This window comes from Vagococcus proximus (assembly GCF_029143285.1).
GTDB lineage: Bacteria > Bacillota > Bacilli > Lactobacillales > Vagococcaceae > Vagococcus_D > Vagococcus_D proximus.
On record NZ_JAPDSH010000001.1, the window covers coordinates 326032 to 348433 of the forward strand.

Annotated in this window: 18 protein-coding genes and 1 pseudogene; 18 read left to right on the plus strand and 1 reads right to left on the minus strand. The window is 34.5% G+C overall.

From position 1 onward, the window contains the following. The first annotated feature begins 153 nt into the window (after window positions 1-153). Window positions 154-1089 (plus strand): uridine-preferring nucleoside hydrolase UriH, encoded by a 936-nt coding sequence (gene uriH / locus OL233_RS01605; RefSeq protein WP_275470617.1) that lies wholly within the window; start codon window positions 154-156, stop codon window positions 1087-1089. A gap of 44 nt (window positions 1090-1133) precedes the next feature. Here the strand turns inward: uriH and OL233_RS01610 are convergent, their stop codons facing one another. Then, window positions 1134-2219: a PfkB family carbohydrate kinase gene (locus OL233_RS01610; RefSeq protein ID WP_275470618.1), complete on the minus strand. Its 1086-nt coding sequence runs from the start codon at window positions 2217-2219 to the stop codon at window positions 1134-1136. Between the two features lie 258 nt (window positions 2220-2477). Here OL233_RS01610 and licT point away from each other — a divergent pair, with 258 nt between their 5' ends. The 17 genes and pseudogenes from licT to OL233_RS01695 all read left to right on the plus strand — a co-directional run bounded on the left by licT (window position 2478) and on the right by OL233_RS01695 (window position 22185). Then, the gene (gene licT, locus OL233_RS01615) at window positions 2478-3317 is read left to right on the plus strand and encodes a BglG family transcription antiterminator LicT (RefSeq protein WP_275470619.1); all 840 of its coding nucleotides are present in this window, start codon (window positions 2478-2480) and stop codon (window positions 3315-3317) included. An 89-nt stretch (window positions 3318-3406) separates the two neighbouring features. Further along, window positions 3407-5269, plus strand: coding sequence for a beta-glucoside-specific PTS transporter subunit IIABC (locus tag OL233_RS01620; protein WP_275470620.1), 1863 nt, complete (start codon window positions 3407-3409; stop codon window positions 5267-5269). Then, a complete protein-coding gene (locus tag OL233_RS01625) occupies window positions 5269-6717 on the plus strand; it encodes a 6-phospho-beta-glucosidase (protein WP_275470621.1) in 1449 nt (482 codons plus the stop codon). The genes OL233_RS01620 and OL233_RS01625 overlap by 1 nt, the downstream gene beginning before the upstream one ends. 270 nt (window positions 6718-6987) lie before the next feature. Then, complete coding sequence (locus OL233_RS01630) at window positions 6988-7332, plus strand: hypothetical protein (RefSeq protein WP_275470622.1); 345 nt, start codon at window positions 6988-6990, stop codon at window positions 7330-7332. Between the two features lie 170 nt (window positions 7333-7502). Beyond that, window positions 7503-8468: a D-2-hydroxyacid dehydrogenase gene (locus tag OL233_RS01635; protein WP_275470623.1), complete on the plus strand. Its 966-nt coding sequence runs from the start codon at window positions 7503-7505 to the stop codon at window positions 8466-8468. 23 nt (window positions 8469-8491) lie between these two features. Next, window positions 8492-9052 (plus strand): LOG family protein, encoded by a 561-nt coding sequence (locus tag OL233_RS01640; RefSeq protein WP_275470624.1) that lies wholly within the window; start codon window positions 8492-8494, stop codon window positions 9050-9052. A 265-nt stretch (window positions 9053-9317) separates the two neighbouring features. After that, a complete protein-coding gene (locus OL233_RS01645; RefSeq protein ID WP_275470625.1) occupies window positions 9318-10229 on the plus strand; it encodes an ABC transporter permease in 912 nt (303 codons plus the stop codon). Between the two features lie 14 nt (window positions 10230-10243). Then, window positions 10244-11125, plus strand: a complete 882-nt coding sequence (locus tag OL233_RS01650) for a carbohydrate ABC transporter permease (protein ID WP_275470626.1) — start codon at window positions 10244-10246, stop codon at window positions 11123-11125. An 18-nt stretch (window positions 11126-11143) separates the two neighbouring features. Then, entirely contained in the window at window positions 11144-12742 is a 1599-nt protein-coding gene (locus tag OL233_RS01655) for a type 2 periplasmic-binding domain-containing protein (RefSeq protein WP_275470627.1), read from the plus strand. A 152-nt stretch (window positions 12743-12894) separates the two neighbouring features. Next, window positions 12895-13005: pseudogene (locus OL233_RS01660) on the plus strand (DUF624 domain-containing protein); the annotation flags it as partial. A gap of 24 nt (window positions 13006-13029) precedes the next feature. Next, window positions 13030-13392, plus strand: coding sequence for a hypothetical protein (locus OL233_RS01665; protein ID WP_275470834.1), 363 nt, complete (start codon window positions 13030-13032; stop codon window positions 13390-13392). Further along, window positions 13385-14287 (plus strand): acetylxylan esterase, encoded by a 903-nt coding sequence (locus OL233_RS01670; protein ID WP_275470628.1) that lies wholly within the window; start codon window positions 13385-13387, stop codon window positions 14285-14287. The genes OL233_RS01665 and OL233_RS01670 overlap by 8 nt, the downstream gene beginning before the upstream one ends. A 71-nt stretch (window positions 14288-14358) precedes the next feature. Beyond that, entirely contained in the window at window positions 14359-16509 is a 2151-nt protein-coding gene (locus OL233_RS01675) for a glycoside hydrolase family 3 N-terminal domain-containing protein (RefSeq protein WP_275470629.1), read from the plus strand. Between the two features lie 17 nt (window positions 16510-16526). Further along, window positions 16527-19802: a GH36-type glycosyl hydrolase domain-containing protein gene (locus OL233_RS01680; RefSeq protein ID WP_275470630.1), complete on the plus strand. Its 3276-nt coding sequence runs from the start codon at window positions 16527-16529 to the stop codon at window positions 19800-19802. A 14-nt stretch (window positions 19803-19816) separates the two neighbouring features. Continuing rightward, window positions 19817-20791, plus strand: coding sequence for a LacI family DNA-binding transcriptional regulator (locus OL233_RS01685; protein ID WP_275470631.1), 975 nt, complete (start codon window positions 19817-19819; stop codon window positions 20789-20791). Window positions 20792-21043: 252 nt separating this feature from the next. Beyond that, window positions 21044-21718, plus strand: a complete 675-nt coding sequence (locus tag OL233_RS01690; RefSeq protein WP_275470632.1) for a type 1 glutamine amidotransferase domain-containing protein — start codon at window positions 21044-21046, stop codon at window positions 21716-21718. 146 nt (window positions 21719-21864) lie between these two features. After that, entirely contained in the window at window positions 21865-22185 is a 321-nt protein-coding gene (locus tag OL233_RS01695; protein WP_275470633.1) for a DMT family transporter, read from the plus strand. Window positions 22186-22402: the final 217 nt, after the last annotated feature.

Genomic DNA, 22402 nt, shown 5'->3' on the forward strand with positions numbered 1-22402 from the left:
AAATACTAGTTAGATTCTTTTAATTGAATCTAGCTAGTATTTTTTTGACTAATAAGCAAGAGGTTATAAACTTTTATTTAGGTGTATATAGAAATGTTTAATTGATTAAGGTATAATAAATTTGTAAACGCAAACAAAAAAGGGGTAATTAAAATGGTAAGAAAAATTATTTTAGATTGTGATCCAGGTCATGATGATGCGATTGCTATGATTTTAGCTCATGGTAATCCGAACATAGAACTTTTAGCTGTTACGACAGTAGTAGGGAATCAAACATTAGAAAAAGTAACGTACAATGCTCGTGCTGTTAGTACAATGATAAATATGACGGAAGTTCCAATCGCAGCAGGTTGTGAACGTCCTTTAGTTAAAGAGATTGAAGTAGCTGAAGACATTCACGGTAAGTCAGGTTTAGATGGTCCAGAATTACCTCAACCTGTTATGGAAGTTTGTGGGCAACATGCAGTAGATGTGATTATTGATACTGTAATGAGTGAGCCAGCAGGAACAGTTACACTTTGTCCAACAGGTGGTCTGACTAATATTGCGATGGCAATTCGTAAAGAACCTAAAATTATTGAACGTGTACAAGAAGTTGTCTTGATGGGTGGCGGCTACCATACAGGGAATTGGAGTGCCGTTTCAGAGTTCAATATTATTATTGATCCAGAAGCTGCCCATATTGTCTTCAATGCACCGTGGAAAGTAACAATGGTAGGTTTAGATTTGACACACCAAGCACTTGCTACTCCAGAAGTACGTGAGAAAATCAAAGCGATTAATACGGTTCCTTCTCAATTTGTAGATGAGTTACTAGAGTTCTTTGGAACGATGTACAAGAAAAGCCAAGGATTTGATTTCCCACCTGTACACGACCCATGTACAGTAGCCTACTTGATTGACCCAACAGTTATGACAACAAAAGCTGTGCCAGTTGATATTGAGCTGTACGGTAACCTAACTAGAGGTATGACCGTAGCTGATTTTAGATACCCAATACCAGAAGACTGTCACACACAAGTCGCAGTTGATTTAGATCATGAAAAGTTTTGGGGTATGATTTATGATGCGTTAAAAAATATAGGCTAGCAAAAAGCACCACTTTACCAAACGGTAGAGCGGTGCTTTTTAATTTAGTTAAAAAGTAGTGATTTTTTAGCAGTGAGGGTATCTTCTGTTAGGTCTTCGCTAATTGGATAAGGACTTTCGAGGCTAATTTCTGCAGCAGCATAAGCGTGGTGAAGGCTATCTTTCCAAGTGTAATTCTTAGTCAGTGCCCACACAAGAGCAGCGGTAATAGAGCTTTCAGTCCCAAGTTTACTTGTAGATATGCCGGTAGTTTGGATGTGAAAATGTTCCTCTTTATTTTTAAAATACAGCCCTTCAATAGGGGAGTAGACAACAAGATTTTCAATACCAGTATCAAGTAGTAACGCCAGTGACTGGTTTAAGTCCATCTCTTTCTCCGTTAGTTCTTTGATGAGACCTTTTAAATCATTAGGTGTCGTAATTAACGTATTGATTTTATCAAGTTGGCTAAGCAATTTGTAGTTTTTATTTTCAGCTACAGTTGTGACAAAAAGCGGAACTTTACAGTTATCATATAACCAATTAATAGCGTCTGCGGTTAGGTTGGTATCAACAATACAGTATCTTGAATTATTAATAATCTCACTTTTTTCTTTTAAGAAATCAGGAGTGATATGGTTATAAATCGCCATGTCCTCAATCGCAGCGGTACGATTACCATTATGGTCATCAATGTATAGATAGGTTGAGGTTCTTTCGTTTGGTAACTCTTTAACATATTGGATGTTCATGCCATGTTGTTGAGCATCCTGTTTAAATTTATTGCCGTTAATATCATTTCCATGAACTGAAATAAAGTAGTTAGGTACGTTTAATTGAGTAAGGCCTAGTGAAATATTTCGGCCTGCACCTCCTTGAGAAAATGCGATAGTACCAGGATTAGGGTGGTTAGGAGAGAGCGGAGCAGAGGCAATGCCAGAGATATCCATATTGATGCCACCAATAATTGTGACAAACTCGGATTCTTTGATAATATACCCTCGACCTTCGATGTATCCTTTTTTAGTTAAATTGAATATATGTGCAGCTACACCAGATCTAGAAATACCTAGTTCTTCAGCGATTTCATTCTGCGAAATCAACGGATTAGCTAGTATTAGCGAAAGTATTTCACGTTCTCTTTCAGTCATATCCTCACCTCTTCATTTTATAAATTAAGTATAGGTTAAAAATAGCCCAAAATCAAACGGCGTAAGGGATTAGTAGTTCGTTATTGATGGGAAGTGTTTAGGACGAGCGACATAGAGTGGTTATGAAAACGTTCACTAAAAAATATTGACAAAAAAAATATCTGATGATATGCTGCACTTGAGATTGTTACCGCTTTAAAAAGTGGGCTATACTTAAAATCGATTCAATATATTGGATACAAAGCAAGGGAGCCTAGTATGTTTGTTAAAAAAATAATAAACAATAATGTTGTTATCTCGTTGGATGAGTCTAATAATGAGATGATTGTCATGGGAAAAGGCATCGGATTTAAGAAGAATATAGGAGATAACATATCACTTTCAATGATTGAAAAAAAGTATGTTATAACAAATGACTGGAATGAGAATAAATTAGTTAAGTTGTTAGAAAATATCCCCCTAGAGCATATACAGGTTGCCAATGAAATAATTAGTTTTGCTAAAATATCTTTAGGGAAAAAGTTAAGTGAGAATATATTCTTAACATTAACTGATCATATTCACTATGCTATTGAGAGAAAAGAAGAAGGTTTAGAGATAAAGAATGCTTTATTATGGGAAATAAAAAGATTTTATAATCATGAGTTTCTAATTGGTAAAGAAGCGATTTCTATTATAAATAATAGATTGAATATTAGTTTATCTGAAGATGAGGCTGGTTTCATAGCATTGCATATTGTAAATGCTAATTTAGATATGGGGGAAGTTGGTCATGTCTCTGAAATGACAGAACTTATTCAGAATATTTTAAATATCGTAAAATATCATTTTAATGTAGAAATTGATGAGTATTCATTAAATTATGAGCGTTTTGTCACGCATTTAAAATTTTTCATTCAACGATTGTACAGTGATGTTAGATTGAATGATGCTGAGACAATCCAGTTTATGATGAAAATTAAAGAGCAATATGTTAAAGAATATGAGTGTGCTCTAAAGATAAGTAGTTATGTAGAATCTAAATTCCAACGTAAACTTGAAGAAGACGAATTAATTTATCTAACAATACACATAAAAAGAATAACCAATCAAGATTAGGATTGTTACCAATTGTGGGCTATACCTAAACAAACTCTTATCACAAGATGAGTTTGTTTAGGTATTTTTCTTTTTAGAAGGAGGAAAATATGAATTACAAAGAACTAGCACAACTGATTATTGAAAATGTTGGTGGAAAATCTAATATAAAAAGTTTAACTCATTGTGCAACAAGACTAAGATTTGTTTTATTAAATGAGTCTTTGGCTAATAAAAAAGTATTAGAAAAAACAAAAGGCGTTGTAGGTGTGACATCTGGTGGTGGGCAGTATCAAGTGATTATAGGTAGTGATGTCCGTCAAGTATATAAAGAAATAGAGCCGCTATTGGATTTAAAGGAAGAAGCTAATCAAAAGAATGTGACTGAAAAGAAAAAAGGGATTGGAGCAAAATTTCTTGATACAATTTCAAGTATTTTTACGCCAATTTTACCTGCGATAACAGCATCCGGAATGATAAAAGCTTTTCTAGCGCTATTAGTAGCGTTTAATTGGGTAGATAATACAGCTCAAACCTATCAAATTGTTAGTTTTATGGCAGATGCAGGTTTTTATTTTTTACCTTTACTACTAGCAAATTCGGCTGCTAAAAAGTTTGGAGCTAATCCTTACCTTGCGATGATGGTTGGTGGGGTATTACTTCATCCGAATTTTGTATCAATGGTAGGCGCCTCTATTGAATCTGGAGAAGCGATAAAGTTATCATTCCTGCCTGTTTATAATGCAACATATGGCTCATCTGTAGTTCCTATTATATTATCAATCTGGTTCATGTCTTATGTTGAAAAATATGCGGACCATTATTCACCTAAGATGATAAAATTCTTTACAGTTCCTTTAATAACTATCTTAGTCACAGGTATTGTTAGTCTAGTTGTATTAGGTCCAATCGGTTTTGTTATCGGTAATGGAATAGCATCAGCCATCACTTTCTTAGATCTACATGTTGGTTGGTTAGTACCGATGATTTTAGGTGGCTTGTTCCCGTTATTAGTTTTAACGGGTACTCACTACGGTGTGATCCCGATTGGAGCAAATAATATAATGACCGTAGGATATGATGCTATGATAGGTCCTTCAAATTTAGCTTCAAATATTGCTCAGGGTGGAGCGGCACTCGCTGTAGGTATGAAGACAAAAGATAAAACATTAAAAGAGTTAGCTGTTTCTGCAGGAATAACTGCAGTGTGTGGTATTACAGAACCTGCCTTGTTTGGTGTAAATATGAGATTTAAAACACCGTTATATTCATCAATGATTGGTGGTGCAATAGGAGGTCTATTTATTGGAATGTTTGGTGTTAAAAGGTTTGCATCAGGATCTCCTGGACTTATGACATTACCAGTATATATTGGAGAAGATGGATTTAGTAATTTGATATTTGCATGTATAGGAGCCCTAATAGCGTTTGTGATTGCTTTTATAATTTCTTATGTATTATATAAAGAAAACGAAGAACAAGTAGAGTCGGATAGTGACGGAAATATAACAGAACCTATATTATCAAAAGTATATGCACCTGTTGAAGGAAAAGTAATACCGTTACAAGAAGTTCAAGATTCTGCATTTTCTAGTGGAATAATGGGGGAAGGGTATGGAATTATACCAGAAAAAGGAGAGTTTTATTCGCCTGTAAGTGGCAGTATAGAAATGGTTTTTGATACAAAACATGCTATTGGAATTCGATCAGATGACGGATTAGAATTATTAATTCATGTTGGTTTGGATACTGTGAAAATGGAAGGTAGACCTTTTGAAGTGTTTGTTAAAACAGGAGATAAAGTGAAAATGGGTGACAAATTACTAAATGTTGATTTACAAATGATTTTAGATGAAGGGTATGATATAACAACCCCAATTATAGTAACCAATCCAAAAGATTTTTCAGATATAAAACTGAAAGCAAACGATAAAATAATAACGGGTGACTTGTTATTAGAAGGAGGAAACTGATGGTTAATAGCATTGAACAAAAATTTCCAAAAGATTTTTTATGGGGAGGTGCGACAGCTGCTAATCAATATGAAGGTGGATTTGGACAAGGTGGCAAAGGTAAAGCACTTGTTGATGTTATACCTTCTGGAAATAAGAGACGTGATGTTATGAGAGGAATGTTTGATTATAAAGAATTAAATGAGGAGAGTATCTACCCAGCACGAGAGGCTGTTGATTTTTACAATCATTGGGAGGAAGATATTGATTATATGATTGAAATGGGGTTCAGTGTTTATCGTTTTTCTATTTCTTGGAGTAGAATTTTTCCTACAGGGGAAGAATGTGAGTCAAATAAAGAAGGAATCGACTTTTATTCTAAAATTGTAGATAAATTATTAGCGAATAATATTGAACCATTAATTACAATCTGTCATTTTGATATGCCCCTTCAACTAATAGAGAAATATGGATCATGGCGTGACCGTAAAGTCATTGATGCCTATTTGAAATATTGTAAGGTATTATTTGAAACGTTTAAAGGAAAAGTTAAATATTGGATAACATTTAATGAAATTAATATGCTTTTACATATGCCGTTTATGGGAGCGGGAATTTTATTTGAAGATGGAGAAGATAAAGAGCAAGTAAAATATCAAGTGGCGCATCATGAACTAATCGCTTCTGCCTTAGCAACAAAACTTGCTAAGGAGATTGATAGTACATTCCAGATAGGGTGTATGCTTGCCGCTGGTCAGTTTTATCCGTACTCCTGTGATCCAAAGGATGTTTTTGATGCTTTAGAAAAAAACAGAGAAACTTTTTTCTTTAGCGATGTTCAAGTAAGAGGGCATTACCCTGAATATGCCAAACAGAAGATGAAGACTAACGGTATTGAAATAAAGATGTTGCCTGAAGATGAGATGATATTATCAGAAAATACTGTTGATTTTATATCATTTAGTTATTACGCATCACGTTTAACAAGTTCAGATCCTAGTAAAGGTGAATCAACAGGAGGGAATGTTATCCCAACCTTAAGGAATCCTCATTTAGAAATAAGTGATTGGGGATGGCAAATTGACCCACTAGGTTTAAGGTTAACATTAAATGTATTGTTTGAAAGATACGAAAAACCATTATTTATTGTTGAAAATGGTTTAGGGGCAGCCGACGAAGTGAAGGATGGCAAAATTAACGATGATTATCGTATTGATTATTTGCGCAAGCACATGAAAGCAATGTCAGATGCAATGACGAAAGATGGCGTTAATTTATTGGGATATACGTCTTGGGGATGTATTGACTTAGTTAGTGCCTCAACAGGTGAGATGGCGAAAAGATACGGTTTTGTATACGTAGATAAAGATAATGAAGGGAATGGAACTTTAAAAAGACTGCGAAAAAAATCATTTTATTGGTATAAAGAAGTCATCGGAACCAATGGTAACTCATTATTTGTAGAATAAAAAACAAGCTCTGAGAAATCAGGGCTTATTTTTTGTTATTTTAAAATAAATTTTGAGTTACTGAGATACATAAGGAGTGTTAGTTTTAAGATGAAAAAGAATAATAGATAGTTTTAAATTAAGTAGTAAATGCCGTTATATATGTATTGGCATGATTTTATTAGCTATAAGGAGTGCTATAATGAAGTTATAAAAGGTTCTTAGTTAAGTAGCTAGAATGGAGATGATTTTGTGATGAAAAAAAGTGGGTTTAAATTTTTTCTTCCTATTATGATAATTGTAATAGGCAGTGTCGTAACGGTTCAATTTTATTCTAAAAAATCAAATGCAGATCATGATAGGGTCACAGATGCTAATGTATCAAAAGTGAGTAACTTAAATACAGATGAAGTGAGATCACTTTATGATTATGCTATAAAAAAAGACATCATTGATCCGAAAAAATATCTGTTTTCACATTTTGTTAAAGATGAAAAAAATAGGTTTAGAAACATGTATGAACAATTCAAAAAAGATGTTGATACAAAAGATAACCCAGTGTCTTATAGAGATTGGTTAGAAATGAATAATTTTGGAGTGATGCCTGATACTAAAGAATCAATTTATGATTTTTAAGATAAAAACATTTAATAAATTTATGAGAGAGAATCATGTTTACACTTGCTTCTCTTTTTTTCATTACTTATAATTCTAAAATTCTAATGCCTTATTACTGTTTAACTCAACTCAAAATGATATGATTAAGACAGTAAAAATACTTAATCACACAAATGGAGGATTTTAAGATGAAGATGGTTATTTTAGATGGCTATGGTTTAAATCCAGGAGACTTAAGTTGGAAAGGTTTGGAAGAATTCGGAGAGCTAACGGTATTTGACCGAACAGATATAACGGATAATGCATTGATTATTGAACGTATAGGACAATCAGAGATGGTTTTTACAAATAAAGTTCCAATAACAGACGAGATTATGGAAGCTTGTCCAAGTCTTAAGTATGTTGGTGTGTTTGCAACGGGATATAACGTGATTGATATCGAAGCTGCTAAGACAAGAGGGATTGTTGTCACGAATATTCCGAGTTACGGGACAGATGCGGTAGCTCAATTCACATGGGCGTTATTACTAGAAATCGCAAGTCAAGTGGGAAGACATAACCAATCTGTAGCAAGTGGTGATTGGGAAAATAGTATTGATTTTACGTATTGGAAAACGCCTTTGTTAGAACTAGCAGGGAAAACAATAGGGTTAATAGGCTACGGTAAGATTGCTCAAGCAGTTGCTGAGATTGCAAGAGCCTTTAAGATGAGTGTTATTTATTATAATCACCGTCCTAAAGAGTCAGGGAGTACATTTATTAAGCAAGTGAGTCTTGAAGAGTTATATGAAAAGTCTGATGTGATTAGTCTGCATGTCCCTCAATTTCCAGAAACGCTAGAGATGATAAATGATGACGCGATTAATCAAATGAAATCCGATGTTATTTTAATTAATACATCAAGAGGTGGATTGATTGATGAGCAAGCAGTAGCTAATGGTTTAAATAACGGAAAAATTCGAGCATACGGAGCGGATGTTGTTTCTCATGAACCGATTCTTTCCAGTAACCCATTACTAAAAGCTAAAAACTGTTATTTAACACCCCATATTGCGTGGGCTCCAGTCGAAGCGAGAGAACGACTATTATCAATTGCAGTAGAGAACGTTAAACAGTTTTTAAACGATACGCCTCAGAATAATGTGGCAATTTAAACGATTAAAGGTGGGAGATTTAAATGAATATTGTTGTCTATTGTGGTGCAAACTCAGGGAATAATAAAGAGTATACGTTAGCTACAGAAAAATTAGGGGCATGGATTGCCAAGAATAATAATAGTTTGGTATACGGTGGAGGTGCAGTTGGTTTGATGAGAACAGTCGCCGATTCTGTACTAAATAATAAAGGGAAAGTAACTGGAGTTATGCCAGAATTCTTAGCTGCTAGAGAAATTGCCCATAATGATTTGACGGAGTTGATCGTGGTAGAAACAATGTCAGAAAGAAAGCAAAAAATGATCGAATTAGGAGATGCTTTTATTGCCTTGCCAGGTGGACCAGGTACTCTTGAAGAAATAACAGAGGTAGTGTCTTGGGCGCGTTTAGGTAAAAATAACAGTCCTTGTATCTTCTATAATTACAAAGGCTTTTATAATTCGATTATGACTTTGTATGATACGATGGTTCAAGAGGGATTTCTTACACGAGAAGACCGCGATAAGATACTCTTTTCAGAATCGCTAGTAGAAATAGGTACCTTTATAAATAATTACACACCACCTGAAGTTCGACAGTATTAAGAACAATCAAGAAAGTATGTTGCAAATAAAAAGGTCTCTTAGTTCAATACTGAGAGAACTTTTTTATTTAATAGTTTAAACAAATTCATTTGAAAGGGTTTACAAGTTTAAAATATGGAGTTATAATAAAAAACGTAGAAACGTTTCACTAGAAAAAGAGAGAGAACTAATAAATAAAGTTATAAAGTGAGGAGGATATGTCTAAATTCATTATTTTTTTACTATTTTGTAGAAACGTTTCACCAAAAAGAAAGGAACCGTGCATATGAAAAAACTTAAACAGTTTTATGATCAACGTCAATTGCATTGGATGGTACTTCCTGGCGTAGCATTCATGATTGTATTTAATTACATTCCAATATACGGAATTATCATTGCTTTTAAAAACTATACTATCGTTGATACTTTTTCTTCCGCACCATGGGTAGGATTAGAAAATTTTAGAATTATAATGGAAGATAGTTTCTTTTGGGAAGCTGTTCGTAATACTTTAGCAATCAGTTTAATGAAGTTATTTTTAGGTTTCGCGATTCCAATTATTTTAGCAATTATGATTTATGAAATGAAAGATGGACGCTTAAAGAAAACCATTCAAACTATTTCTTATATTCCTCATTTTTTCTCTTGGATTGTTTTTGGAGGAATGTTAATTTCTTGGTTATCAACAAATGGTTTTATAAATCAAATCTTGATGTCATTAGGCTTAATGGATCAAGGGGTTAACAATTTATTAGACCCAAATAAATATTGGTGGATAGCTGTTCTTTCAGATTTGTGGAAAGAAGTAGGTTGGGGAACTATTCTTTATTTAGCGGGTATGTCTAGAATTGATCCAACATTTTATGAAGCGGCTAGAATTGATGGCGCTTCCAAGCTGACGCAAATTAGAACGATTACGTTACCGTTATTAGCCCCGATTATTTCATTGAATCTAATTTTGAATGTTAGTGGTTTATTAGGATCTAATTTAGATCAAACATTAGTTTTAATGAATGCGCAAAATCAAAATAAATCAGAAGTAATTAACTCTTTCGTTTATAGAATGGGTCTGACCCAAGGTGATTTCTCTTATGCAACGGCGGTTGGTTTAGGAATTTCAGTTATTTCTATTATATTGTTAGTTATTACAGATCGAATTACTAGAAAAATGAATAATGGAAGATCGGTTATTTTATAAAGGAGGCAACAAATGTGATTAAAAGAAAAACAAAAGAAAACAAATGGTTTTATTTTTTCAATACGTTGATTTTAGTCTTGTTTTCTTTAGTGATTATCGTACCGATTTGGAATATTTTAGTCTCTTCCGTTTCATCTAGTACTGGATTAGCTGATAAGGGACTTGTACTTTGGCCGAAAGGCTTCACGTTAGAAAATTATAAAAAAGTATTTTCTGATAGTAGTATTCCCCGAGCTTTTTTCATCTCGGTTCTTAAAACAGTTATTGGAGCATCGACGCATACACTATTTTGTGCAGTCGTTGCCTATGGTTTGAGTAAATCTAGATTAATGGGACGTAGTATCTATACGATGTTAGGTGTGGTTACTATGTATTTCGGTGGAGGAATGATTCCAACTTATTTATTAATTAAATCATTAGGCTTACTAGATACTTTTTGGGTATATATTATCCCTGCATTATTTAGTTATTATGATGTTGTGATTTTAATGAATTTCTTCCGAGAAATTCCACCTTCATTAGAGGAGTCAGCGAAAATTGATGGTGCGAGTGAGTTCCAAATTTTTTACAAGATTTTCTTACCTTTAACAAAACCTGCATTGGCAACTATCGTTTTATTTAATGGTGTGAGTCAGTGGAATGATTTTATGACAACAAAACTTTATATTACCAAAGAGCATCTTTATCCGTTACAGATGAAAATCTACGAAATCATTGTTCAGTCTAATCTGAGTACAATGACTGAAAGTGGTAGTACCGATATGGTGACTCAAGCAACAACACATGGCGTACAGTTAGCTACTATAGTTATTACAACAATACCGATTTTAATTATTTATCCATTACTACAAAAACACTTTATCGGCGGAATGATGGCCGGTGCAGTAAAAGAATAAAGAAAGTAGGGAAAAGATATGAAAAAAATTTTAGGTGGTTTATTAGTAACAACGGCCGTATTTGGTTTAACAGCGTGTGGAAGTGGAGATAAAAAAGCAGGTTCAGATGTCTCAATTAAAGATCGTTACGAATTAGATGAGAAAACACCAGCCTGGAAATTAGATAAGAAAGAAGAAACAACAAAAATAAGATGGTACATTAATTCAGCCTGGACATCACTACCTTTCGGGAAAGATGTTACTACAGCTCAGATCAAAAAAGATTTGAATATGGATATTGAATTCATCTCGGGTGATGATTCTAAACTAAACGCTATGATCTCTAGTGGTGACATGCCAGATATCGTGACACTTACGAGTATGACAGGTCAAGCAGCAGTAAAAGCAAATTCATGGGCACTCCCTTTAAATGATCTAGCAGAAAAATATGATCCATATTTAATGAATGTAGTAAATAAAGATACGTTTAAATGGTACGCATTAGATGACGGTAAAACATATGGTTATCCTAACTATTCGAATACTGCGGCAGACTATGAGAGTGGCAATATTCCGGTTAATGATAATTTTGTGATTCGCGAAGATGTCTATAATGCATTAGGTAAGCCAGACGTTACGACGCCTGAAAGTTTTGAAAAAGTAATGAAACAAATTAAAGAAAAATTCCCTGATTTATTACCTATGGGATTCACTGCAGTAGGCGATGGAGCAGGCGTATTCTTAGCTAAATTGCAAGACTTTTTAGGTGTTCCTTTAGAAGATAAAGATGGAAACTATTACGACCGTAATCTAGATAAAGAGTACATTGAATGGTTGAAGACATTTAATAATGTTTATAAAGATGGCAATATTACGGATGATAGTTTTACTGACGACGGTCCAACATTTGATGAAAAAGTAAAACAAGGTAAATATGCGACAATGCTTGTTGATGGTACGAGTGGGCAAATTGGAAATTTTGCAGAATTCATGAAAAATTCTGATACACGTTATATTGCTATTGATGCTCCAAGCAGCACGTCTGGAAGAAAAATAACACTTAATCAGACGGGGATATCAGGGTGGTTAAGTAATTATATTACAAAAGATACAAAATCACCTGAGAAAGTAACACAATTATTTACTTATTTAATTGATGAACCAGGACAAATTTTAACAAAATACGGCGTTGAGGATGTAACATTTGCTTATAATGAAGATGGTAAAATTGATTATTTACCAGAAGTTAAAAAGTTAGAAGAAACGGACAATGATGCTTATAACAAAAAATATGGCATTAGTCGTTTCTTATATTTCAATAATGACCGTGTTAATCAATTAAAAGTGCCAATGGAAAATTCATTAACACAAATGCAAGAGTGGGGTAAAGGTAAATTAGTACCGCACTTTGTAGTTGAAAATATTGATCCAGATGCAGGGACACCAGAGGCTCGAGCAAATACTGCTGTAGATACTAAGTTAAATACTACAGTTATTTCTATGATTCGTGCTAAAGACGACAAAACATTTGATAAGACATTAGACGATTATAAAGCATTTTTAAAAGCTAATAAGTGGGATGATGTTAAGAAAATTAAATCTGAAAAAATGGCAGAAAATCGCGAAAAACTTAAGTAAGAGAGGAGGAGAGAAAAGCGTATTGAGCAGTAGGTTATACGCTTTTCTCTTTTAATATGACTAAATTCTTTGCATATGAAGGTTGGTATTACAAAGTTTTTTCTTTTATTGCGAATATCATTATAATCAATTTCTTATTTTTAATGACCTGCATGACTGTAATTTTTAGTGGAGTCGGCTTGATTGCTATGTATAGAACGGTTTATCTTCTCTATTTAGAGAAAGATATTCCTATTCTTAGAACATTTTGGAAGGCACTGAAAAATAATCTAATGAGAGGTTTTCTTTTGACTGGATTAATCGGCATAGGTGGTTTAATTGCTGGTTTAGTCATAACTAGTTTATTTAACTTATCAGTTAGTTTGGGATTTTTGGGAATCGTATTATTAACTTTAGCGGCACTAGCCCTAACAGTATTCACTTTTTTATTTTCTGTATTCAACTGGCCGATTAAGCAAACAATAAGTGAAACATTTTATGTTGTATTAAGTAGTAGTGCTAATGCCATTATTTTATTTATACTACCACTCTTGATGCTTGTCATTTTTAGTAAAATAAATTTATTTTTTTATATGTCATTAGGTTTTGCAACAACAGCGCTTGTCCAAATTATTTTTTTTAAGAAAGTGTTAGGTGTTGAGAATGACTAATTATTTTGAGTTTTGGCAACATACACAAAAAGAGTTGTCGGAAATTCCATTGGATATAAATCGAAAAATCATTGACTATCCTTTGGATACGATCCAAGTGGAGCAAGTGAGTTTCTTAAGCTTATTAGGAGAACGGATATATGGATATGTCTTACTTCCTAAATCCAAAGGACCACACCCTGTCGTTATAGAATGCTTAGGGTATATGAATCATATTCAGGAGCCTTGGCAGTTTGCCCATTGGGCACAAGTAGGGTGTGCCTGTTTGGTGATTGATAATCGTGGGCAAGGTGGTCTAACAAAAGACAGTGCTCCCTATCAGACGGTATGGCATGAAGAACCGTTAGGAAGAGGTTTTTTATCAGTAGAAGACTGGTACCAGAGAAGATTATATGCAGATCATTTGCGTAGTGTTGAAGTTATTAGGACATTTGATGAGATAGATCAAGATAAAGTGATATTGAGAGGTGGATCTCAAGGTGGTGGGATTGTACTGATGGTGAATAGTTTAACGCCTCATCCAATCTTAGCAACATTTGCCGATGTTCCGAGTCATTCTTCTTTAGCTAAACGAATCAAAGATGGGACAGGCTCTTATCACATCATAACTCGTTACCTTAGCGAAAATCCTGAAGCTCAAGAGAAGGTTGAAAGAATACTACCGTATTACGATACACAACAGTTTGTATCGCAGATTAAAAACCCTGTCTATACCTCAGTAGGTAGTGCAGATCCAATCTGTCCGATGACAGAATTCTTTCCAACATACCATAACTTAAAAACAAAGAAAGAGTTACTCGTGTATTGGAATAAAGGTCATGGTGGAGGAGAAGCTAAGCAAATTCGTAAAGAAATGTCTAAGATAAAGCAATTGTTAGAAACATTAACCAATTAGTATTGATGGTCATTATCCATCAGATCATTTTCCATTAGAAGTGGAATGTGATAGAGAAGAAAGGTGAGAATATGAATAAAAAACAATTAATCCAATTAGTAGAAGAAATGACAATAGATGAGAAAATTAACCAATTATTACAACTAGCAGCTGCATTTTATTCAGATAAGGCTGAAGAAAAAACAGGACCGATGAGTGATTTAGGTTTAAATCAAGATATTATCGATACTGCGGGAACAACACTAGGGATTTCAGGAGCTAAAGAAGCCAAACGTGTGCAAACAGAATATATGAAGAACAATCGTTTAAATATTCCGACAATTTTAATGGCAGATATTATTCATGGATTTAGAACAATTTTCCCGATCCCATTAGCTTTAGGAAACTCGTGGGATGAAGGTGCTATTGAAAAGATGGCTGAGATTTCTGCAAAAGAAGCTGCGGTATCTGGCCTACATGTCACTTTTTCACCAATGGTTGATTTAGTAAGAGACCCACGTTGGGGCCGTGTAATGGAATCAACAGGGGAGGATCCATTATTAAATAGTCGTTTAGCTGCAGCTATGGTAAGAGGATATCAAGGTGAGAATTTAAAAGAAGATCATATGAGAGTAGCTGCTTGCGTCAAACATTTTGCAGCATATGGCGGGGCATTAGCTGGTCGTGATTATAATTCAGTAGACTTGTCTGAACGTCAATTACGAGAAATGTACTTACCTGGTTACAAAGCGGGACTAGATGCCGGAGCAAAATTAGTGATGACATCATTTAATACGGTTGATGGCGTGCCAGCGACAGGTAATGAGTGGTTATTCAGAGATGTTTTACGTGAAGAATTTGGGTTTGATGGTGTTGTTATTTCTGACTGGGGAGCAATTAAAGAGCTGATTGCTCATGGTGTAGCAGAAGATGAAAAACAAGCAGCTGAGTTGGCAATTAAAGCAGGCGTAGATATTGAAATGATGACAATGTGTTACCCTAATCATTTAAAAGAATTGATTGATGAAGGTCGAATTACAGAGTCATTGATTGATGAAGCAGTGTTAAGAATTTTAGAGTTGAAAAATGATTTAGGTTTATTTGAAAATCCTTATCGTGGAGCGGATGAACAATTAGAAGCTGAAGTGATCCTAAGTGATGACCACCGTCAAATAGCTAAAGAAATTGCTCAGAAATCAATGGTCTTATTGAAAAACGACTCAATTTTACCGCTTAATGCGCAAGAAAAAGTGGCTATTGTAGGGCCCGGTGCACAATCGACTGATATTTTAGGTGCATGGTCTTGGCAAGGGAAGAAAGAGGAAGCTATATCTTTAGTCGAAGGAGCTCATTTATTATCAGAGAACCTGCTTGTTGCGACAGAAAAGTTTGATTATTTTGACCCAAGTGAAGTAGCGATTAATGAAGCTATTGAATTAGCAGGACAAGTAGATAAAGTCGTTCTTGCACTAGGCGAAACGGATTGGATGAGTGGTGAAGCAGCAAGCCGTAGTGATATTCGCTTACCAGAAAAACAATTAACAGTATTTGCTAAAATTATGGAAAAAAATCCAAATGTAGTGGTAACGGTGTACAGTGGTCGTCCACTAGATTTACAAGGGATAGAATCAGCTAAAGGGATTGTTCAAGCATGGTTCCCTGGTACAGAAGGTGGTAGTGCTTTAGCTGAAATTTTATGGGGACGATATAACCCAAGTGGTCGCTTGAGTATGTCATTCCCTGAAACGGTTGGACAAGTTCCTATCTTCTATAATGTAGACAATACTGGACGACCTTACGAATCAGCACCTGAAGAAAAATATGTATCAAAATATTTAGATGTATCAAATTATGCTAAATACCCATTTGGTTTTGGCTTAAGTTACAGTGACTTCGAGTATCAAGATATGAGAACTAATTCTGACACATTCACAAAAGAAGAGCCATTAGAAGTTTCAATTACAGTAAAAAATAATGGTCAAGTGGCTGGTGAAGAAACAGTACAATTCTATGTTCGTGATCTTGTAGGAGAGGTTTCACGTCCTGTAAAAGAATTAAAAGATTTCCAAAAGGTGTGGCTAGAACCAGGAGAAACACAAACTATTCGTTTCATTCTTTCAGAAGAGATGCTTCGTTATGTTCATAAAGATTATAAAGTTAAGAGTGAACCAGGCCAGTTTGTTGTAATGATTGGTGGAAATAGTAGAGATTTAACAACAATGACAGTTAGGTTAAATGACTAGATAGGAAGGTTACAGTTATGCAAACAATAACACTTAATCAAGCAGAAACGCTTGTTACATTTTTAGAGACAGGTGATTTAAAAGAAATAACAAGTTTTGGCATGATGGTCAATCAATTAGAAGGAAATTCATTAGATGGTAGTGTTAACCAGCTATATCTTAGAAAAATAAAAGGTGATACTATTAGCTACGCACCGATGATTGGATCAAATAGTCAGAGTGAATTTTATAGTTCGGATAATCAATTGACATGGAAAGGTCAATTTGAAGAGCTAACATATCAAGCAGATTTTAAGCTAGGACCGAGTAACCAGTGGTTCTGGCGCATTCAAGTTGAGGGTGAAGGGGAGATTGATATTGTTTACGGACAAGATATTGGTCTTGCTTTAAAAGGGGCAGTTCAGTCTAATGAGGCCTACGTGTCACAATATATTGATCACCATATTTGGAAATCTGAAAAAGAATTGGTTGTACTTTCAAGACAAAACCAACCACAACAAGGTAAGTTCCCTGCACTTATCCAAGGAAGTCTTCAAGAATTAGTCGGCTATTCAACAGACGGTTATCAGTTCTTTGGACGTCAATTCAAACAAACTGACACTCCGGAAGTATTAGAAAAAATAACACTAGAAAATGAAGTTTATCAATATGAATTTGCCTATACAGGGTTGCAAACTAAACCTGTTAAATTAGCAGGTGACTCTGCCGAATTTGTATTTTACGGAGCAGTGAATGAAACGCAAACGGAGGCTTCTGAAGAGCCGTTTTTATCAAAACAAAGTTTACAAGAACTATATGATGGGTTAATTTTTGAAGAGTTATCAGATAAAAAAGAAGTATCTAAAAAATTAATAGGAGAACCAATCACAGGTTTATCATTATCTGAAAAAGAACTGGATGCAATGTATCCTGTTAAGAAGCAGATAGAAGAGGTCAATAATCAAACCTATTCTTTCTTTACTGAGGATTATCGACACGTGGTTCTTCAAGAAAAAGAACAGGAAATGGAACGTGCCCATGGGCATATTCTATTAAGTGGTATGGATTTAACTGTAGATAAACCGTTATTAAGCACATCAGTTTATATGTATGGTATTTTTAATTCTCAGATTGTTCTGGGTAATACAACAATGAATAAATTAATGAGTAATAGTAGAAATTCATTGAACGTAATGAAACGCTCTGGGCAACGTATTTATATTTTAGATAATGGGGTTTGGCGCTTATTAACAATGCCATCGGTTTTTGAAATGGGGTTAAATTCAGCTTCGTGGTATTATAAATTAGACGACGATATTATTCGTATACGAACTTTCACTTCACCAGATTCAAGGATGATTCAATTAGATGTGACAAGTGAAAAAAATAAATATGTTTGGGCAATTTCAAATCATTTATTGATGGGGCCAGAAGAGAAGCCAACATATACAATGGAGCAAAATGGTAACACGTTAAGAGTGACGGGGAATCAGTCACCAACAGAAGCGTACTACCCAGAATTAACGTACGAATTAACGATGAACAGTGAGTTTCAAGTCACAGATAGTCAATTATTAGGTGTCGATGATGCTGATTTAGTTATTTTAGAAGTTGAAAAAACAGAGGCATTCACTTTAAGTATTGCGGGTTCATTAGATGGAACGTGTACTAAAGGAGAAGTATTGAATTTTACTGATTCAGAGAAACAGTACTTAGATTATATCGATAACTTACTAAATTCATTTAAACTGACCCATTCTGACCCATCTGTTGATCAGATGAATGTGTTAACGCGTTGGTATACACATAATATGTTAGTTCATTATTTATCACCTCATGGTTTAGAACAATATGGTGGTGCTGCTTGGGGGACTCGTGATGTATCCCAAGGTCCTACTGAGTTTTTCTTAGCGACTCATCAGCCTGAAATGGTAGTTTCTATTATTCAACACTTATTCGAGAATCAATTTGAAGATGATGGGAATTGGCCACAGTGGTTCATGTTTGATAGATATGAAGAGCAAAAGGCAGGAGAAAGTCATGGCGATATTATTGTATGGCCACTAAAAGTAGTCGCGGATTATTTAGAGCATACGGCAGACTTTTCTATTTTAGACTTACAAATTCCGTATACAAGACGTGAGAATAACTTAAAAACAGCGGAAACCTATTCTTTACTTGATCATTTGAAAAAAGAAGTAGCTTATATTGAATCACACTTTTTACCAGGTACATTCTTATCATGTTATGGGGACGGAGACTGGGACGATACATTACAACCGAACGAGGCTAGTCTAAAAGAGCAGATGGCTAGTAGTTGGACAGTTGCTTTGACGTATCAAGTATTAGAAAAATTCTCTAAATTTATCATGGCTGTTGATCCTGAGTACAGTAGACACTTAGCTGAGTTAGCACAAGGCATTCAATCAGATTATAAAAAATATATGTTAGCAGATGAGACTATTCCTGGCTTTATTTATATGGACACACCAGATACGGTAGAGCAGATTATTCATCCAAATGATAAAAAAACAGGGATTCAGTATCGTTTATTACCGATGACACGTAGTATGCTAGCAGAGTTATTGACTCCTGAGCAAGTGGCTCATCATTTAAGCATTATTGAAAATGAATTAATGTTCCCAGATGGTGTTCGTTTGATGAATAAACCGGCGACTTATGCCGGAGGTGTTAGTACAAACTTTAAACGAGCAGAACAAGCGGCTAACTTTGGTAGAGAAATTGGTTTGCAATATGTCCATGCTCATATTCGCTATACGGAAGCTATGGCGAAAATTGGTGAAAACGAAAAAACATGGTCAGCGCTGATGAAAATAAATCCAATCCAATTAAAAGAGGTTGTGAACAATGCTGAATTACGACAAGCTAATGTCTATTTCAGTAGTTCTGATGGAGATTTTAAAACAAGATATGAATCGCAAGAAAACTTTGGTAAACTTAAAGACGGAAGCGTTGGAGTTAAGGGTGGCTGGCGAATTTATTCAAGTGGCCCTGGTATTTACTTAAATCAATTAATTACATCAGTTTTAGGGATTAGACAAAAAGCAGATTCAGTGGTATTTGATCCTATTTTACCTGAAAAATTTAAAGACCTATCATTGTCTTATCAATTGTTTGATAAGACGGTACAGTGTAAATTCTATCCAAACGAAAAATCTAAAATTTTAGTAGACGGCAAAGAAGTTTCATTTAATTTTGAAGATAATCCTTATAGAGAAGGTGGTATGGAAGTTAGAAAAGAAGACTTAATGCCACTATTAAATGACACGACGACGATTGAAATATTTCATTAGAAAGGGGCCCGACCATGGTAGGAATTAAAGATATTGCTAAAAGAGCAGGTGTGTCTATTTCAACTGTTTCTTACGCACTCAACGGCAGTCCGAAGGTAACAGAAGATACGCGTAAAAGAATCCAAGAAATTGCTGATGAGCTGAACTATGTTCCTAACATGGCAGCTCGTACGTTAAAGAGACGTCAAACGAATATCATAGGAGTTTATCTAGCTGATTATGGTGGAAGTTTCTATGGTGAATTGTTAGAAGGAATAAAAAAAGGATTATCGTTATTTGATTATGAAATGATTGTGTGTAGTGGAAAAAAATCACATCTTTTTATTCCAGAAAAGATGGTTGATGGTGCGATAATTTTAGATTGGACATTTAAAACTGAAGAACTTCAAAAGTTTGCTGAGCGAGGTCACTCGATAGTCGTACTTGACCGAATAACAGAGCATGAAAATATTAGGCAAGTGCTTCTTGATAATCGTGGAGGTGCGACACAAGCGATTGAACAATTTGTGAATGCAAATTCACAAAAGGTCATACTGTTATCAGGACCGGAAAAAGGATATGATAGTCAAGAAAGACTTGAGGTGAGTACCAAAGAATTGAGCCGTTTTGGTACCCCTTATGAAATAATTCAAGGTGATTTCACTGAGTACTCTGGTTATGAAGTTGCTAAAAAAATACTTAGTCAACCACAAAGTTTTCCAATTGATATTTTTGCTTTCAATGATGAAATGGCGATAGGTGTTTATAAGTATGTTTCTGAAACAAATTATCAAATAGGCCAAGATATTAGAATAATTGGTTTTGATAATTCTGAATTAGGAGCCCTTATAACGCCAAGACTAGCAACTATTGGTTATTCTAAACATCGTTGGGGAATGGTTGCTGCAGAAAAAATTATTCATTTAATGCGTGGAGAAGAGGCGAAAAGTGAGCATATCTACACAAGTTTTATCGAAGGTGGTTCATTTTCAATACTAAGAGATGAATAATCTTAAATCAGAGCGATTATTGAGCGATTAGGCTTAATAATCGCTTTTTTTATAGTGTGTCTGATCGTCGTCTATTCAGTTATAAATTATAGTGGTAAAAAGAAGTATAGTTTAAATTTTTTTCATAGTATAATAAATTGTCTACAAAATAGTCGAAATAGTTGACACTGTACCAATATTAATGGTTTGATTAATAAGAAGAGTCATGTGTTTAAAGTCTATGATATTTCAAGCAAAAAGGATGATGGCTAAATGAAAAGAATACTTGTAGTCTTAACCAATCAAGCAACATATGGTCATAAAAATGAAGCAACAGGTTTATGGTTAGGTGAAGCCACGGAATTTGTAGAAGAAGTGACAAAAAAAGGCTATAAAGTAGATTATGTGAGCCCTAGGGGCGGTTATGTGCCGCTTGATCCAAGGAGTATGAGCTATGCTAAAGATGGGGACTTTATCATCTATCAAAAAGAAGAGTTTCAAGAAAGAGCGCTAAGTCGTTCGTTAAAGCCAAGTCAAGTGAATGCTAAAGATTATTGTGCGATTTACTACACAGGTGGACACGGGGTGATGTGGGACTTTCCTCATAATGAAGCGTTGCAACTGCTAACTCGTGATATCTATGAACAAGGTGGCTATGTGACGTCAGTTTGTCATGGCATCGCAGGACTTCTTCATGTTAAAACGAGTGAAAGAAAGTACCTCATTGAAGGTAAAAGAATAACAGGTTTTACAACAACTGAAGAACTATTAAGTGGCAAGAAATCAGTAGTTCCTTTTTCAAATCATAAAGTAGCCAAGCAACACCACGCTGTATTTGTGAAAAAACGTTTCTTCAAAAGCCATGTTGTAAAAGATGATCGTTTAATAACAGGTCAAAACCCTCAATCAGCGAGAGCTGTTGCGTTAAAACTAGTTAAAAGTTTGTAGTGTCATAATAGTTGACTCTATGAGTAGAGGTTGTATAATAAAAGTAATTAAATAACTAAATTGCTACCGAGCAAGAGAGTACCGAATTTCCTTAGGTCTAAGTGGAAATTTGGTGCTCTCTTTTTTAGTTGAAAGGAGGGAAGAAAATGGCATGGTTACACCTCGTAATAGCCGGTGTTCTAGAAGTTCTTTGGGCAACGACGATGAAAATGAGTGAGGGATTTAGTAAGTTTAACTACTCGTTAGTGACAATAGCTGGTATGATTGCGAGCTTTTATTTTTTGTCAAAAGCAATTAAAGTTCTACCAATGAGTTTAGCTTATCCGGTCTGGACAGGCATCGGAGCCTTTGGTTCTATTTTGGTAGGTGTGTTAATATTCAGAGACACGTTATCTATCAAAACAATGTTCTTCGTTGCATTATTATTAATTGGTATTATTGGAATAAAGGTGACAAGTCAAAATTAATGACAGGAAAAGTCTCTATTAAGTTAGAGGCTTTTTTGTTTTTTTAAAATGAGATTAAAATGAGAGTTCGTTTGTTTATATTAATTATTAAGAAACGTTTTCTAATAAAGTAGGTTTATTAATAAAAATTAATATCTGAAAAGCTTATATATAGGGCTTTTTATGTTGGTTTTCGGCAAAATTAAAAAACAATTAGAAAATTATATTGATTTCTCAT

What these genes read in the sequence shown, in the direction of transcription:
- OL233_RS01685 (WP_275470631.1), top strand. Translation starts at nt 19,817, where the DNA reads ATGGTAGGAATTAAAGATATTGCTAAAAGAGCAGGTGTGTCTATTTCA.
- OL233_RS01680 (WP_275470630.1), top strand. Translation starts at nt 16,527, where the DNA reads ATGCAAACAATAACACTTAATCAAGCAGAAACGCTTGTTACATTTTTA.
- OL233_RS01620 (WP_275470620.1), top strand. Translation starts at nt 3,407, where the DNA reads ATGAATTACAAAGAACTAGCACAACTGATTATTGAAAATGTTGGTGGA.
- licT (WP_275470619.1), top strand. Translation starts at nt 2,478, where the DNA reads ATGTTTGTTAAAAAAATAATAAACAATAATGTTGTTATCTCGTTGGAT.
- OL233_RS01640 (WP_275470624.1), top strand. Translation starts at nt 8,492, where the DNA reads ATGAATATTGTTGTCTATTGTGGTGCAAACTCAGGGAATAATAAAGAG.
- OL233_RS01630 (WP_275470622.1), top strand. Translation starts at nt 6,988, where the DNA reads ATGATAATTGTAATAGGCAGTGTCGTAACGGTTCAATTTTATTCTAAA.
- OL233_RS01645 (WP_275470625.1), top strand. Translation starts at nt 9,318, where the DNA reads ATGAAAAAACTTAAACAGTTTTATGATCAACGTCAATTGCATTGGATG.
- OL233_RS01695 (WP_275470633.1), top strand. Translation starts at nt 21,865, where the DNA reads ATGGCATGGTTACACCTCGTAATAGCCGGTGTTCTAGAAGTTCTTTGG.
- uriH (WP_275470617.1), top strand. Translation starts at nt 154, where the DNA reads ATGGTAAGAAAAATTATTTTAGATTGTGATCCAGGTCATGATGATGCG.
- OL233_RS01675 (WP_275470629.1), top strand. Translation starts at nt 14,359, where the DNA reads ATGAATAAAAAACAATTAATCCAATTAGTAGAAGAAATGACAATAGAT.
- OL233_RS01635 (WP_275470623.1), top strand. Translation starts at nt 7,503, where the DNA reads ATGAAGATGGTTATTTTAGATGGCTATGGTTTAAATCCAGGAGACTTA.
- OL233_RS01670 (WP_275470628.1), top strand. Translation starts at nt 13,385, where the DNA reads ATGACTAATTATTTTGAGTTTTGGCAACATACACAAAAAGAGTTGTCG.
- OL233_RS01625 (WP_275470621.1), top strand. Translation starts at nt 5,269, where the DNA reads ATGGTTAATAGCATTGAACAAAAATTTCCAAAAGATTTTTTATGGGGA.
- OL233_RS01690 (WP_275470632.1), top strand. Translation starts at nt 21,044, where the DNA reads ATGAAAAGAATACTTGTAGTCTTAACCAATCAAGCAACATATGGTCAT.
- OL233_RS01655 (WP_275470627.1), top strand. Translation starts at nt 11,144, where the DNA reads ATGAAAAAAATTTTAGGTGGTTTATTAGTAACAACGGCCGTATTTGGT.
- OL233_RS01610 (WP_275470618.1), bottom strand. Translation starts at nt 2,219, where the DNA reads ATGACTGAAAGAGAACGTGAAATACTTTCGCTAATACTAGCTAATCCG.